Source organism: Stenotrophomonas sp. NRRL B-14846 (genome assembly GCF_050473585.1).
Classification (GTDB): domain Bacteria; phylum Pseudomonadota; class Gammaproteobacteria; order Xanthomonadales; family Xanthomonadaceae; genus Stenotrophomonas.
The window spans coordinates 52459-66580 of record NZ_JBFLUN010000022.1 but is presented as its reverse complement, the minus strand read 5'-3'; the positions used below and the strand labels follow the sequence as shown (position 1 = coordinate 66580).

General features: G+C 62.9%; 26 protein-coding genes. All 26 read right to left on the bottom strand.

Translation table 11 applies throughout. The features are described from left to right. Positions 1–96: 96 nt before the first annotated feature. Positions 97–603: a disulfide bond formation protein B gene (locus tag AB1281_RS02400; RefSeq protein WP_005415421.1), complete on the bottom strand. Its 507-nt coding sequence runs from the start codon at positions 601–603 to the stop codon at positions 97–99. A gap of 241 nt (positions 604–844) precedes the next feature. Continuing rightward, a complete protein-coding gene (gene rplQ / locus AB1281_RS02395) occupies positions 845–1228 on the bottom strand; it encodes a 50S ribosomal protein L17 (protein ID WP_005408217.1) in 384 nt (127 codons plus the stop codon). A gap of 191 nt (positions 1229–1419) precedes the next feature. After that, the gene (locus tag AB1281_RS02390; RefSeq protein WP_005408216.1) at positions 1420–2418 is read right to left on the bottom strand and encodes a DNA-directed RNA polymerase subunit alpha; all 999 of its coding nucleotides are present in this window, start codon (positions 2416–2418) and stop codon (positions 1420–1422) included. A gap of 56 nt (positions 2419–2474) precedes the next feature. Continuing rightward, complete coding sequence (rpsD, locus tag AB1281_RS02385; RefSeq protein WP_004145446.1) at positions 2475–3104, bottom strand: 30S ribosomal protein S4; 630 nt, start codon at positions 3102–3104, stop codon at positions 2475–2477. Between the two features lie 15 nt (positions 3105–3119). After that, complete coding sequence (gene rpsK, locus AB1281_RS02380; protein ID WP_004145443.1) at positions 3120–3509, bottom strand: 30S ribosomal protein S11; 390 nt, start codon at positions 3507–3509, stop codon at positions 3120–3122. A gap of 11 nt (positions 3510–3520) precedes the next feature. After that, positions 3521–3877: a 30S ribosomal protein S13 gene (rpsM, locus tag AB1281_RS02375; RefSeq protein ID WP_004154500.1), complete on the bottom strand. Its 357-nt coding sequence runs from the start codon at positions 3875–3877 to the stop codon at positions 3521–3523. Positions 3878–4224: 347 nt separating this feature from the next. Continuing rightward, entirely contained in the window at positions 4225–5592 is a 1368-nt protein-coding gene (secY, locus tag AB1281_RS02370) for a preprotein translocase subunit SecY (protein ID WP_049446762.1), read from the bottom strand. Between the two features lie 7 nt (positions 5593–5599). Further along, positions 5600–6043, bottom strand: a complete 444-nt coding sequence (gene rplO / locus AB1281_RS02365) for a 50S ribosomal protein L15 (protein ID WP_004154498.1) — start codon at positions 6041–6043, stop codon at positions 5600–5602. 6 nt (positions 6044–6049) lie between these two features. Continuing rightward, positions 6050–6241: a 50S ribosomal protein L30 gene (gene rpmD, locus AB1281_RS02360; RefSeq protein ID WP_004154497.1), complete on the bottom strand. Its 192-nt coding sequence runs from the start codon at positions 6239–6241 to the stop codon at positions 6050–6052. After that, positions 6234–6776, bottom strand: coding sequence for a 30S ribosomal protein S5 (gene rpsE / locus AB1281_RS02355; RefSeq protein WP_004154496.1), 543 nt, complete (start codon positions 6774–6776; stop codon positions 6234–6236). Before rpsE ends, rpmD begins: the two co-directional genes overlap by 8 nt. Positions 6777–6937: 161 nt before the next feature. After that, complete coding sequence (rplR, locus tag AB1281_RS02350; RefSeq protein WP_005408212.1) at positions 6938–7291, bottom strand: 50S ribosomal protein L18; 354 nt, start codon at positions 7289–7291, stop codon at positions 6938–6940. A gap of 31 nt (positions 7292–7322) precedes the next feature. After that, entirely contained in the window at positions 7323–7847 is a 525-nt protein-coding gene (gene rplF, locus AB1281_RS02345; protein WP_075675277.1) for a 50S ribosomal protein L6, read from the bottom strand. A gap of 18 nt (positions 7848–7865) precedes the next feature. Continuing rightward, the gene (gene rpsH, locus AB1281_RS02340) at positions 7866–8264 is read right to left on the bottom strand and encodes a 30S ribosomal protein S8 (RefSeq protein WP_005408210.1); all 399 of its coding nucleotides are present in this window, start codon (positions 8262–8264) and stop codon (positions 7866–7868) included. A 259-nt stretch (positions 8265–8523) separates the two neighbouring features. Further along, positions 8524–8829, bottom strand: a complete 306-nt coding sequence (rpsN, locus tag AB1281_RS02335; protein ID WP_075675278.1) for a 30S ribosomal protein S14 — start codon at positions 8827–8829, stop codon at positions 8524–8526. 18 nt (positions 8830–8847) lie between these two features. Beyond that, positions 8848–9390 carry a 50S ribosomal protein L5 gene (rplE, locus tag AB1281_RS02330; protein ID WP_004154491.1) on the bottom strand — a complete coding sequence of 181 codons (543 nt, stop codon included), beginning with the start codon at positions 9388–9390 and terminating at the stop codon, positions 8848–8850. Between the two features lie 11 nt (positions 9391–9401). Further along, on the bottom strand, positions 9402–9719 hold the full coding sequence (gene rplX, locus AB1281_RS02325; RefSeq protein ID WP_004154490.1) for a 50S ribosomal protein L24: 318 nt from the start codon (positions 9717–9719) through the stop codon (positions 9402–9404). 16 nt (positions 9720–9735) lie between these two features. After that, a complete protein-coding gene (gene rplN / locus AB1281_RS02320) occupies positions 9736–10104 on the bottom strand; it encodes a 50S ribosomal protein L14 (protein WP_010483978.1) in 369 nt (122 codons plus the stop codon). A 12-nt stretch (positions 10105–10116) separates the two neighbouring features. Then, positions 10117–10386 carry a 30S ribosomal protein S17 gene (gene rpsQ / locus AB1281_RS02315; protein ID WP_004154489.1) on the bottom strand — a complete coding sequence of 90 codons (270 nt, stop codon included), beginning with the start codon at positions 10384–10386 and terminating at the stop codon, positions 10117–10119. Positions 10387–10397: 11 nt separating this feature from the next. Continuing rightward, positions 10398–10583, bottom strand: a complete 186-nt coding sequence (gene rpmC, locus AB1281_RS02310) for a 50S ribosomal protein L29 (protein ID WP_004154487.1) — start codon at positions 10581–10583, stop codon at positions 10398–10400. After that, a complete protein-coding gene (gene rplP, locus AB1281_RS02305) occupies positions 10583–10996 on the bottom strand; it encodes a 50S ribosomal protein L16 (protein WP_004154486.1) in 414 nt (137 codons plus the stop codon). Before rplP ends, rpmC begins: the two co-directional genes overlap by 1 nt. A 5-nt stretch (positions 10997–11001) precedes the next feature. Continuing rightward, entirely contained in the window at positions 11002–11736 is a 735-nt protein-coding gene (gene rpsC / locus AB1281_RS02300) for a 30S ribosomal protein S3 (RefSeq protein WP_004145350.1), read from the bottom strand. Between the two features lie 18 nt (positions 11737–11754). Next, complete coding sequence (rplV, locus tag AB1281_RS02295) at positions 11755–12090, bottom strand: 50S ribosomal protein L22 (RefSeq protein ID WP_004145348.1); 336 nt, start codon at positions 12088–12090, stop codon at positions 11755–11757. A 12-nt stretch (positions 12091–12102) separates the two neighbouring features. Beyond that, positions 12103–12372 (bottom strand): 30S ribosomal protein S19, encoded by a 270-nt coding sequence (gene rpsS / locus AB1281_RS02290; protein WP_004154485.1) that lies wholly within the window; start codon positions 12370–12372, stop codon positions 12103–12105. Positions 12373–12378: 6 nt separating this feature from the next. After that, a complete protein-coding gene (rplB, locus tag AB1281_RS02285) occupies positions 12379–13206 on the bottom strand; it encodes a 50S ribosomal protein L2 (protein ID WP_004145339.1) in 828 nt (275 codons plus the stop codon). Between the two features lie 10 nt (positions 13207–13216). Continuing rightward, entirely contained in the window at positions 13217–13516 is a 300-nt protein-coding gene (gene rplW, locus AB1281_RS02280; RefSeq protein WP_004145338.1) for a 50S ribosomal protein L23, read from the bottom strand. After that, the gene (gene rplD, locus AB1281_RS02275; RefSeq protein WP_004145337.1) at positions 13513–14118 is read right to left on the bottom strand and encodes a 50S ribosomal protein L4; all 606 of its coding nucleotides are present in this window, start codon (positions 14116–14118) and stop codon (positions 13513–13515) included. The genes rplW and rplD overlap by 4 nt, the downstream gene beginning before the upstream one ends. Between the last annotated feature and the right edge of the window lie 4 nt (positions 14119–14122).

The following is a 14122-nucleotide window of genomic DNA, read 5'->3' as shown; positions in this document are numbered from 1 at the left end:
GGTCGGATCCCTTTCCGCAGGAAAGGGCTCTGACCCCGCACCGGGAATGGGGTCAGAGCCCTTTGCGATGCAAAGGGATCCGACCCCGTTTCGCTCTCAGCGCTTGACCTTGCGCAGCGACACCACCAGCGCCCACAGCGCCAGCAGCACGAACCACACGCCCGACCACATCGGCATGGTCAGGCCCAGGAACGTCCAGTCGATGTTGCCGCAGTTGCCGGTGCCGGTCAGCACCGTGCGGAACACTTCCAGCGGCCCCATGGTCTCGCGCAGGAAGCTCAGCGGCGGGCCGCAGGTCGCGCCCATCTCCGGCGGCAGCATCTGCACGTAGACATGGCGTGCGGCGATGCCTACACCGACCGCTGCGGCAATGAAGGCCAGCACGCCGTAGGTCGCGCGGCCGGGGCGGTTGGACGGCCCATGCAACGCACCGATCAGGAACAGCAGGCCCAGCGCAGCGAACGCCAGGCGCTGGAAGATGCACAGCGGACACGGCTCCAGGCCCATCTTCAGCTGCAGGAAGATCGCGTAGCCGAGCAGGCCCGCGCAGATCAGGAAGCCCAGGAAGAACTGGGCGCGGAAGGGCCAGCGCAGTGGATTCATCGTCAACGCTCGAATGGATCAAGGCGCCAAGCGTAACCGAGAGTGCGCGCCATTCGAACCGCTACAGGTGACGCCTGTCGGAACGGTGCGGGTCAGATCCCTTTGCGCACGCATAGGGCTCTGACCCGCGATACCGCCTGCATGGGGTCAGAGCCCTGTCCTGCGGAAAGGGATCCGACCCCGAAAATGCAAAAGCCCGGCAGAGGCCGGGCTTTCGCTGTGTCGCGTTGGAGCGGTCCGATTACTCGGCCACTTCCTCGGCCACGACCGGACGGTCAACCAGCTCGACGTAGGCCATCGGCGCGTTGTCGCCGGCGCGGAAGCCGCACTTCAGCAGGCGCAGGTAGCCGCCCGGACGGTTCGCGTAGCGCGGGCCCAGGATGGTGAACAGGTTGCCCACGGCTTCGTTGTCGCGCAGGCGGGCGAAGGCCAGACGGCGGTTGGCGACGGAGTCGACCTTGGCCAGGGTGATCAGCGGCTCGGCAACGCGGCGCAGTTCCTTGGCCTTCGGCAGGGTGGTCTTGATCAGCTCGTGCTTGAACAGCGAGGCGGCCATGTTCTTGAACATCGCTTCGCGGTGGGCGCTGGTACGGCTGAACTTACGGCCAGACTTCTGGTGACGCATGGTGATATTCCTTGGTTAATGATGAGGCTGTGCGGATCGTTGTCGCCATCCTGGCGTTGCTGCGCGGACTGCGGATGGTCCTGGCCGTCCGTCCTGGACGACCTGCCCCGCGAACCTGCGGTTCGTCGTGGCATGGTGTGATGCGTTGAAGGCCCCACCGCGAACGGTGGAGCCTCCAGGCATTACCGATATCAGCCCAGCATGCCGTGGCTGGCGACGCCGGCCGGCGGCCAGTTCTCCAGCTTCATGCCGAGGGACAGGCCGCGCTGAGCCAGCACTTCCTTGATCTCGGTGAGCGACTTCTTGCCCAGGTTCGGGGTCTTCAGCAGCTCCACTTCGGTCTTCTGGATCAGATCGCCGATGTAGTAGATGCTTTCAGCCTTCAGGCAGTTGGCCGAACGCACGGTCAGCTCCAGATCGTCGATCGGGCGCAGCAGCACCGGGTCCACGCCGTTGTTGGCCGGCTTGGCCGCACCGCGGTCGCGGTGGGTGAAGTCACCGAACACCGACAGCTGGTCGCTGAGGATGTCGGCGGCGGTGCGCACGGCTTCCTCGGCGTCGATGGTGCCGTTGGTCTCGATATCGATGACCAGCTTGTCCAGGTCGGTACGCTGTTCGACGCGGGCCGCTTCCACGGCATAGGCGACGCGGCGGACCGGCGAGAACGAGGCATCCAGGACCAGGCGGCCGATGGCACGGGTTTCTTCGTCCGGACGACGACGCGCGGCGGCCGGCTGGTAGCCGAAACCACGTTCGATCTTCAGACGCATGTTGATCGCCGTATCCTTGGTCAGGTGGCAGATCACATGGTCGCCGTTCAGGATCTCCACATTGTGGTCGACCTTGATGTCGGCAGCGGTGACAACGCCCGGGCCCTGCTTGGACAGGGACAGGGTGGCGCTGTCGCCGGAGTGCATACGGATTGCCACGTCCTTCAGGTTCAGCAGGACTTCGAGCACGTCCTCCTGCAGACCTTCGACCGTGGTGTACTCATGCAACACGCCGTCGATTTCGACTTCCGTGATGGCGAAGCCCGGGATGGACGACAGCAGCACGCGACGCAGGGCATTACCCAGCGTATGCCCGTAACCCCGCTCCAAAGGTTCGATAACGACCTTTGCACGGGTGTCGGTAAGGCGTTCGATCTGCGGACCGCGAGGACGCAGAACCTGGTTGGCGGTAACCGTCATGTTGCGGGTTCTCCTAGTGAACCCCCGGCCGTCGCCGGGGGCTCTCCAATGATGAATTACTTCGAATACAGCTCGACGATCAGCGCTTCGTTGATGTCCGCAGGCAGATCCGAACGATCCGGAACAGCCTTGAAGATGCCGGTGAACTTGCCGGAATCCACTTCAACCCACGACGGGCTCAGGTCATGCTGGGCGGCGACGGTCAGGGCTTCCTGGACGCGCAGCTGCTTGGCAGCCTTTTCAGACAGGGCGATGGCGTCGCCAGCCTTGACCTGGTACGAAGCCAGGTTGACCGACTTGCCATTCACGGTGACGCCGCGGTGCGACACCAGCTGACGGGCAGCCGGACGGGTCACGGCGAAGCCCATGCGGTAGACGACGTTGTCCAGGCGGGTTTCCAGCAGCTGCAGCAGGTTCTCGCCGGTGTTGCCCTTCTTGGTCGAGGCCTTCTTGTAGTAGTTGCGGAACTGACGCTCCAGCAGGCCGTAGATACGCTTGACCTTCTGCTTTTCACGCAGCTGGGTGGCGTAGTCGGACAGCTTGCCCTTGCGGGCAGTGGCGCCGTGCTGGCCGGGCTTCTGCTCCAGCTTGCACTTCGAGTCCAGCGCACGCGCCGGGCTCTTCAGGGACAGGTCGGCGCCTTCGCGACGGGCGAGCTTACAGGTAGGACCGATATAACGAGCCATTTCTTATCGCTCCCTTTAGACGCGACGCTTCTTCGGCGGACGGCACCCGTTGTGCGGGATAGGCGTCACGTCGATGATGTTGGTGATCTTGTAGCCGACGTTGTTCAACGAACGCACGGCCGACTCACGGCCCGGACCCGGGCCCTTGATGCGGACTTCCAGCGACTTCACGCCGTAGTCCAGCGCAGCACGACCGGCCTTTTCAGCAGCCACCTGGGCAGCGAACGGGGTCGACTTGCGCGAACCGCGGAAGCCAGCGCCACCGGAGGTCGCCCACGACAGAGCGTTGCCCTGGCGGTCGGTGATGGTGACGATGGTGTTGTTGAACGAAGCGTGGACGTGGGCAACGCCGTCGGTGACGACGCGCTTGATCTTCTTCTTGGTCTTAGCAGCGGGCTTAGCCATTTCTCAGTCCCTTACTTCTTGATCGCCTTGCGCGGACCCTTGCGGGTGCGGGCGTTGGTACGGGTGCGCTGGCCACGCAGCGGGAGGCCACGACGGTGACGCAGGCCGCGGTAGCAGCCCAGGTCCATCAGGCGCTTGATCGCGATACCGATTTCACGGCGCAGATCGCCTTCCACGATGTACTTGCCGACTTCGGCGCGCAGGCGCTCGATTTCCGGCTCCGACAGATCGCGGATCTTGGTGGTCGAAGCAACGCCTGCGACTTCGCAGACCTTCTTCGAACGGGTACGGCCGATGCCGTAAATGCTTTGCAACCCGACCCAGACGTGCTTCTGGGCTGGCAGGTTGACGCCTGCAATACGCGCCATGACGCGGTTCTCCAGCTGAGTGATGGCCGACAGCGCGCCTCGGGCACGCCAATCCGGCAGGATGGATCAAAAAAGTGAACTAGCGATACTAACAAGGTTCCGGTTTACATGGAAGCCCGTGAAACCATTGGTTTCATGAACCCGGCCTGGGGAGTGTGCCCAGGCTCCGGCGCCGGATGGGGTTGGACCTGGGGTTTCCCCCGGAGCCGCCCGCGCTACTCCAGCGCGGGACCACCTCATCACACCCCCACCCGGAACCGCTGCGGGGGCCGCCCTTCGTTTGTGTGGCCGGAGTCCGCGAAGCGGAGGGACCATCACGTCAGGAAGACGAAAGTATAACAGGCCTATCAGCCGCGGGCAAAACCGCCGCGGTTGCCACCCTTCAGGTTGGCCTTCTTCAGCAGGCTCTCGTACTGGTGGGACATCAGGTGCGCCTGCACCTGGGCGATGAAGTCCATCACCACCACCACCACGATCAGCAGCGAAGTACCACCGAAGTAGAACGAGGCGTTCAGCTGCGTGCGCATCAGTTCCGGCAGCAGGCAGACGATCACCAGGTACGCCGAGCCGGCCGCGGTCAGGCGGGTCAGCACGCCGTCGATGTAGTCGGCGGTCGCCTTGCCCGGACGGATGCCCGGAATCAGCGCGCCGGACTTCTTCAGGTTGTCGGCGGTTTCCTGCGAGTTGAACACCAGCGCGGTATAGAAGAACGCGAAACCGGTAATCAGCGCAGCGAACACGATCATGTGCAGCGGCTCGCCCGGGCCCAGGGCGTTGGCGACCTTCTGCAGGATCTGGCCGAAGCTGCTCTGGTTGGCGGCCTGGCCGGACCACATGGCCAGGGTGGCCGGGAAGGCCAGCAGGCTCGAGGCGAAGATCGCCGGGATGACGCCGGCCATGTTGAGCTTCAGCGGCAGGAACGAGGTCTGGTTCATGTACGCGTTGCGACCGCCCTGGCGGCGCGCGTAATTCACCGTGATCCGGCGCTGGCCACGCTCGACGAACACCACGAAGAAGGTGAAGGCGAGCACGACGATGGCGATCAGCAGCAGCTGGATGAACTGGATGTTGCCGTCGCGGTAGGCGTCGAAGGTGTGGATGACCGCACCCGGCAGGCCCGCCACGATACCGGCGAAGATGATCAGCGACACGCCGTTGCCGATGCCGCGCTCGGTGACCTGCTCACCGACCCACATCAGGAACATGGTGCCGGCGGTCAGTGCGACCACGGCAGTGAGCACGAAGCCCATGCCCGGCGCATACACGACCGGAGCGCCCGACGGCGAGACCTGGCCCTGCAGGGCCAGCGCGATCGAGCCGCCCTGCACCACTGCCAGCAGCACGGCGCCGATGCGCGAATACTGGGTGATCTTGCGGCGACCGGACTCACCTTCCTTCTGCATCGCCTTCAGGGCGGGGAAGATGTGCACGGCCAGCTGCATCACGATCGATGCCGAGATGTACGGCATCACGTTCAGCGCGAAGATGCTGAAACGGTGCAGGGCGCCGCCCGAGAACATGTTGAACATGTCCACGATGCCGCCGCCCTGCGTTTGCATCATGGCAAGCATGGCATCGGGATTGACGCCCGGCACCGGCACGTAGCAGCCGATGCGATAGACGATCAAAGCCCCGACGACGAACAGCAAACGTTGGCGAAGTTCAGTGAACTTGCCCATTCCGCCCGCGAGGTTACCGATGCCAGCTTGCGCCATGATTTTCTTACTCCGTTACGCTGCCGCCGGCAGCTTCGATCGCGGCCTTGGCACCAGCCGTGGCAGCAATACCCTTCAGGGTGAACGCCTTGGTCACTTCGCCCTTGACGACGACCTTGGCCTTCTTGGCAGTGCTCGGGACCAGCTTGGCAGCACGCAGGGCGGCGAAGTCGATCTCACCGGCCGGCAGCTTGTCCAGCGCGTACAGCAGCACTTCAGCGGTGTCCTTGGCGATCGGCGAACGGAAGCCGATCTTCGGCAGACGACGCTGCATGGGGGTCTGGCCGCCTTCGAAGCCAGCCTTGATCTTGCCGCCACCCTTACGGGCGAACGAACCCTTGTGGCCGCGGCCGGCAGTCTTGCCCAGGCCCGAGCCGATACCGCGACCGACGCGGGTGCGCTCGGTGCGGGCGCCCGGTGCCGGGCTCAGTTCATTGAGACGCAGAGTCATGATCGATTACTCCTCAACCTTGACGAGGTAGTGAACGGTGTTGATCAGACCGCGAACCTGCGGGCTGTCCTTCAGTTCACGCACATCGTTGAGCTTGTTCAGGCCCAGAGCACGCACCGACAGGCGGTGACGCGACTGAGTACCACGCAGGCCACGCACCAGGCGGACCTTCACAGTCTTGTTGGACTCATTAGCCATGGTTGAGTTCCTCCACCTTCTTGCCGCGCTTGGCCGCGATGCGAGCCGGCGACTGCGCAGCAGCCAGGCCCTTCACGGTGGCACGCACCAGGTTGATCGGGTTGCGCGAACCGGTGGCCTTGGCCAGCACGTTCTTCACGCCAACGGCTTCCAGCACGGCGCGCATGGCACCGCCGGCGATGACGCCGGTACCTTCCGAAGCCGGCTGCATGAACACGCGGGCTGCGCCGTGACCATCCTTGATGGTGTGCCACAGGGTGCCGTTGTTCAGGTCAACGCTGACCAGGTTCTTGCGGGCCTGTTCCATCGACTTCTGGATGGCGACCGGCACTTCGCGGGCCTTGCCATAACCGAAACCGACCTTGCCTTCGCCGTCGCCGACAACGGTCAGGGCGGTGAAGGTGAACTGGCGGCCACCCTTGACGGTCTTGCTGACGCGGTTGACCGCGACCAGCTTTTCGATCATGCCGTCGTCGATCTTCTCTTCGCGGTTACGGTCGCGATCGCGACCCCGCTGCTGACGCTCTTCTGCCATGTTGATTCCTTGGTTGTTTGGGTATGTACGGCTCGGGGCCGCTTATGGTTGTGGAGTGACGCGTCGTTCCGGTGGACCGCTGCAGAAGAGCGGCGCCGTCCAGCCTCACTCAGGCTGGCGAGCAGGCGGGCAGGAGGCCATCGGCCCCCTGCCCTTATCCCTTAGAACTGCAGGCCGGCTTCGCGGGCGGCTTCTGCCAGGGCCTTGATGCGGCCGTGGTAGCGGTAACCCGAACGATCGAAGGCAACCTTCTCGACGCCGGCGGCCTTGGCGCGCTCAGCGACGATGCGGCCAACCTTGGCAGCGGCATCGGCGTTCTTGCCGTTCTTCAGGCCTTCCATGACGTCGGTCTGGGTGGTGTTGGCAGCAGCCAGCACCTTGGAACCGTCGGCGGTGAAGACCTGGGCGTACAGGTGCTGGCCGGTGCGCAGCACCGACAGGCGGGCGACGCCGAGCTCACGGATGTGGGCGCGGGTCGACTTGGCGCGACGCAGGCGGGCGATGTTCTTGTTCATGATGTTTTTCCCTTGAAAGCGGAAGCGCCTATTAGGCCTTCTTGGCTTCCTTACGGATGATGACTTCGTCGGAGTACTTCACGCCCTTGCCCTTGTACGGCTCCGGCTTGCGGAACGCACGGATCTTGGCGGCAACTTCACCGACGACCTGCTTGTCAGCGCCCTGGACCAGGATCTCGGTCTGGGTCGGGGTGGTGATGGTGATGCCTTCCGGCGCCACGAACACGACCGGGTGCGAGAAACCGAGCGACAGGCTCAGGTCCTTGCCCTGCATGGCAGCACGGTAACCCACGCCGACCAGCTCCAGCTTGCGCTCGAAGCCTTCGGACACGCCCTTGACCATGTTGGCCAGGATCGCACGCACGGTACCGGTCAGCGCGACCAGGTCGGCGCTCTCGGTGCTCAGGGTGGCAACGCCGCTGTCGACGTTGATGGCAATACCGGCCGGCTTGACCAGCGACAGGGTGCCCTTCGGGCCCTTGACGGTGATGCTTTCCGACTGGACGTTCAGTTCGACCTTACCCAGGGTGACGGGCTTCTTGGCTACGCGGGACATAGTTCTACTCCTTTCGCCTTAGGCCACGAAGCACAGGACTTCGCCGCCGACGCCCAGCTGGCGCGCCTGCGCATCAGTCATGATGCCCTTGGAGGTGGAAATGATGGAGATACCCAGGCCATTCATGACCTTCGGCAGCTCGCTCTTGCCGCGGTACTGGCGCAGGCCCGAACGCGAGAAGCGCTTCAGGGTCGCGATGACCGGCTTGCCTTCGAAATACTTCAGCACGATTTCCAGCTCGGACTTGTTGTTTTCCAGCTGGGTCACGCGCAGGTCGGTGATGTAACCCTCGTCCTTCAGGACCTGGGCGATCGCAACCTTGATCTTGGACGACGGGGCTTTCACCGTCTGCTTGCCAACCGCGGCCGCATTCTTGATGCGGACCAGCAGGTCGGCGATGGGATCAGTCATGCTCATATGAGTACCTTTGAGTGCACCGATATCCGCTTTCGCGAAAATCTGTTGTCTCCTGGAAACGGGCCAGGTCCCTTGATGCAGCGGGCCGAGGGCCCACTCCTACAACCCCGTCTGCACAGGGCAAGACGCGGGAGTATACGCCAAAAGAGCCCGACTTGCGTCGGGCTCTTCGGGTTTTTTCACAGAAAGGAAGCTGAACGCCTCCCCTCCCCGGTTCAGCGGCCCCCACAGGGGCTGCTGATCGCAGGGCCGGCTGGGATTACCAGCTGGCCTTGCGCAGACCCGGGACGTCGCCACGCATGGTGGCTTCGCGCAGCTTGTTACGGCCGAGGCCGAACTTGCTGTAGACGCCACGCGGACGACCCGACAGCTCGCAACGGTTGCGCTGGCGGCTCGGCGACGAATCGCGCGGCAGCTTGGACAGCTTGGTTGCGGCGTCGATCTTCTCTTCGTAGGTCGCGTCCACGGAGGACACGATCTTCTTCAGAGCCGCACGCTTTTCAGCGTACTTCTTTGCCAGCTTTTCCCGCTTGATGTCGCGGTTGACCATGGAGGTCTTTGCCATTTCGGTTTCCTCGACAGATCAGTTACGGAACGGGAACTTGAACGCTGCCAGCAGCGCCTTCGCTTCCGCGTCGGTCTTCGCAGTGGTGGTGATGGCGATATCCATACCGCGGATCGCGTCGACGGCGTCGAAGTCGATTTCCGGGAAGATGATCTGCTCCTTCACACCCATGTTGAAGTTGCCGCGGCCGTCGAAGGAACGACCGGAAACACCACGGAAGTCGCGCACGCGCGGCAGCGAGATGTTGATCAGGCGATCCAGGAACTCGTACATCTTGTGGCGACGCAGCGTGGTCTTGCAGCCGATCGGCCAACCATCGCGGATCTTGAACGACGCAACCGACACACGCGACTTGGTGACAACCGGCTTCTGGCCGGAAATCTTGGTCATGTCGCCGACGGCGTTTTCCAGGATCTTCTTGTTGGTGGCCGCTTCGCCGACACCCATGTTCAGGGTGACCTTGACCAGCTTCGGCACTTCCATCGGATTGGTGTAGCCGAACTGCTTCATCAGCGCCGGCACCACTTCGTCCTTGTAGAACTTTTCGAGACGGGAACTCATCTTCTCATTCCTCAGGCGTCGAGCGCCTCACCGCTGGAGCGGAACACACGCAGTTTGCGTCCATCCTCCAGCACCTTGAAGCCAACGCGTTCGCCCTTGCCCGAAGCCGGGTTCAGAACATTCACGTTGGAGATATGGATCGAAGCTTCGCGCTCGACCACGCCGCCGGCAACACCTGCCTGCGGGTTCGGCTTGGTGTGGCGCTTGACGATGTTCACGTTGGCGACGACCACGCGGTCGCCGTCGACGCGGACGACTTCGCCCTGCTTGCCCTTGTCCTTGCCAGCGTTGACGACAACCTGGTCGCCCTTCTTGATACGGTTAGCCATGATTATCTCCTGTCGCTCACAGCACTTCGGGAGCGAGCGAGACGATCTTCATGAACTTCTCCGAACGAAGTTCACGGGTCACCGGCCCGAAGATACGGGTACCGATCGGCTCCTGCTTGTTGTTCAGCAGGACGGCAGCGTTGCCGTCGAAGCGGATCAGCGAACCGTCGGCGCGACGCACACCCTTGCGGGTACGCACCACGACGGCGTCATACACTTCACCCTTCTTGACCTTGCCGCGCGGAATCGCATCCTTCACGGTGACCTTGATGATGTCGCCGATGCCGGCGTAACGGCGCTTGGAACCACCCAGCACCTTGAAGCACATCACCTGCTTGGCACCCGAATTGTCCGCGACGTCAAGGTAGCTCTGCATCTGGATCATGATTCAGACTCCTTATTCAGCCGCACGCGTGATGACTTCCACCACGCGCCAGTTCTTGGTCTTGGACATCGGAGCAATCTCGGTCACGCGGACGACATCGCCTTCCTTGCAGGCGTTGTCGGCATCGTGGGCGTGCAGCTTCGTCGAGCGCTTGATGTACTTGCCGTACAGCGCGTGCTTGACCTGACGCTCAACCAGGACGGTAACCGTCTTGTCCATCTTGTTGCTGACGACACGGCCTTCGACCGTGCGCAGCGTCTTCTTTTCAGTATTGTCGCTCATAGCGGCCATCCTTACTTCGTGCTGCCGAGCAGGGTCTTGACGCGAGCAATCTCGCGACGGACCCGGCGAATGTCGTGGGTCTTCGGCAGCTGGCCGGTGACCTGCTGCATACGGACAGAGAACTGTTCCTTACGCAGGTCGATCAGGTGGGCCTTGAGTTCGTCAGCCGACTTTTCACGGAGAGTTTTGATATCCATCAGCGCACCGTACGGGTCACGAAAGTGGTGGTGACCGAGAGCTTGGCGGCGGCCAGGCGGAACGCCTCGCGAGCCACTTCCTCGGAAACACCCTCGATTTCATAGATCATGCGGCCGGGCTGGATCTGGGCCACCCAGTATTCCACGTTACCCTTACCAGAACCCATTCGGACTTCGATGGGCTTCTTGGTGATGGGCTTGTCGGGGAACACGCGGATCCACATCTTGCCGCCGCGCTTGACGTAGCGGCTGATCGAGCGGCGGGCCGCTTCGATCTGACGCGCGGTCAGCTGACCGTGTGCGGTTGCCTTCAGGCCGTATTCGCCGAAGCTGACAGCGTTGGCGCTCCAGCTCAGGCCATCGTTACGGCCCTTGTGTACCTTGCGGTACTTGGTTCGCTTGGGTTGCAACATTGTCGTTACCTCGCTTCACGGGCCGGGCGCTGACGGTCACCACGGTCGCCGCGATCGTGACGATCGTTGCGCGACGGGGTGTCGTCCTGCTTTTCCTGGCCAACCTGGGAGAAATCGAAGACCTCGCCCTTGTAGATCCAGACCTTGATGCCGATGATGCCGTAGGTCGTCTTGGCTTCAGCGAAGCCATAGTCGATGTCGGCACGCAGGGTGTGCAGCGGCACGCGGCCTTCGCGGTACCACTCCGAACGGGCGATTTCTGCACCGTTGAGGCGGCCACCAACGTTGACCTTGATGCCCAGGGCACCCAGGCGCATCGCGTTGCCGACCGAGCGCTTCATTGCGCGGCGGAACATGATGCGACGCTCCAGCTGCTGGGCGATCGACTCGGCAACGAGCTGCGCGTCCAGTTCCGGCTTGCGCACTTCGGTGACGTTGATGTGCGCCGGGACGCCCATCATCTCGCTCACTTCCTTGCGCAGCTTCTCGATGTCCTCACCGCGCTTGCCGATCACCACGCCCGGACGGGCGGTGTGGATCGTCACGCGAGCGGTCTTGGCCGGACGCTCGATCAGGATCTTGCTGATGCCGGCCTGAGCCAGCTTCTTGCGCAGCATTTCGCGCACTTTCAGGTCGGCTGCCAGGTAACCAGCGAACTCGGCCTTGTTGGCGTACCACTTGGAGTTCCAGTCCTTGGAAATGCCGAGGCGGATACCAATCGGATGAACTTTATGACCCATGGTCTTTTCCTTATCCGCTTACTTGGCGGCGCCCACAACCACAGTGATGTGGCTGGTGCGCTTGAGGATGCGGGTACCGCGGCCTTTCGCCCGCGCCATGAAACGCTTCAGGGTCGGACCTTCATCAACCATGATGGTCTGAACCTTCAGCTCGTCGACGTCGGCGCCCTGGTTGTTCTCGGCGTTGGCAATTGCCGACTCCACCACCTTCTTGATCAGGTGGGCAGCCTTCTTGTCCGAGAACTTCAGCAGGTTGACCGCACGCTCGGCCGGCAGACCGCGCACCTGGTCAGCGACCAGACGAGCCTTCTGCGGGGAGATGCGCGCAGTGCGCAGGATGGCTTTCGCTTCCATTGTCATCTCTCCTTACTTGCCCGACTTCTTGTCACCACCGTGACCCTTGAAGGTCCGGGTGATGGCAAATTCGCCGAGCTTATGGCCGACCATGTTCTCGTTGACGAGAACCGGGATGTGGTTCTTGCCGTTATGCACGGCAATGGTGACGCCTACCATGTCAGGCAGGATCATCGAACGGCGCGACCAGGTCTTGATCGGCTTCTTGCTGCCCGCAGCGGCCTCCACCTTCTTGACGAGGTGGTGATCGACGAACGGGCCCTTCTTGAGTGAACGTGCCATGGTCGATTAGCCCCTACGATCGCGGACGATGAACTGCTGAGTGCGCTTGTTATGGCGCGTCTTGTAACCCTTGGTCGGGACACCCCACGGGGTGACCGGATGCGGATTACCCTGGCCGGCCTTCGCCTCACCACCACCGTGCGGGTGGTCAACCGGGTTCATGGCAGCACCACGAACGGTCGGGCGGACGCCGCGCCAACGCTTGGCACCGGCCTTGCCCAGCTTTTCCAGGCTGTGCTCGTCGTTGCCGACTTCGCCGATGGTGGCGCAGCACTCGACCGGAACCTTACGCATTTCACCCGAGCGCAGGCGCAGGGTGGCGTAGATGCCTTCGCGAGCCACCAGCTGCACGGCCGCACCAGCGGCGCGAGCGATCTGAGCGCCCTTGCCCGGCTTCAGTTCGATGCAGTGAATGGTGGTGCCGACCGGGATGTTGCGCAGCGGCAGGGTGTTGCCGGCCTTGATCGGGGCGTCCGAACCAGCGATCACCTGATCACCAGCCTTCAGGCCCTTCGGGGCGATGATGTAGCGACGCTCACCGTCGACGTAGCACAGCAGAGCGATGTGGGCGGTGCGGTTCGGATCGTATTCGATGCGTTCCACGCGCGCCGGGATGCCCAGCTTGTTGCGCTTGAAGTCGATGATGCGGTAGTGCTGCTTGGCACCACCACCGACGTGACGCACGGTGATGCGACCATGGTGGTTACGACCACCCGAGCGGCTCTGCGACTCGACCAGTGCGGCGTGCGGAGCACCCTTGTGCAGGTCGGGGGTGACCACGCGCACGGCCGAACGGCGGCCGGGGGAGGTGGGCTTGAATTTCATCAATGGCATGGGATGTACCTCAGGCCTTGGCCGTTACATCGATCGACTGGCCGTCGGCCAGGCGAACGTACGCCTTGCGCCAATCGCCGCGGCGGCCAGCACGGTTACGGAAGGACTTGTTCTTGCCCTTGACGTTGACCACGTTGACGGCTTCGACCTTGACGTCGAACAGCTGCTCAACCGCGGCCTTTACATCGGCCTTGGTGGCTTCGTTCGAAACTTCGAAGACATACTGATTGGAGAGTTCCTGCAGGCGCGCGGTCTTTTCGGAGACACGCGGGGCACGCAGCACGCTGAAGATTTTTTCGTTGCTGTTCATGCCAGCCACTCCTCGACCTTCTTGACCGCGTCAGCGGTGATGACGACCGTGTCGGCACCAACCAGCGAGACCGGATCCAGACCCTGGACGTCACGCACCTGCACGTACGGCAGATTGCGGGCGGACAGGTACAGGTGCTCGGACGCTTCTTCGGTGACGATCAGCGGGCGCTTGCCCACTTCCAGGCCGGCCAGCTTGGCGATCAGACCCTTCGTGTTGGTCACTTCGACATCGAAGGACTCCACGATGGTCAGACGGCCCTGACGGTTCAGCTCGGACAGGATCGCGCACATGGCGGCACGGTACTGCTTACGATTGACCTTCTGCTCGAAGCTGCGCGGCTTGGCCGCGAAGGTGACACCGCCGCCGACGAAGATCGGAGCCGTCAGTGCGCCATGACGCGCGCCGCCGCCCTTCTGCTTCTTCGACTTCTTGGTGGTACCAGCCACTTCGGAGCGAGTCTTCTGTGCCTTGGTGCCGGCGCGACCGGCGTTGCGGTAGGCAACGACGACCTGGTGGACCAGATCTTCGCTGAAATCGCGACCGAACACGGCGTCGGAGACCGAGACCTTGTTGTTGCTACCCGTGATAACGAGTTCCATCGTC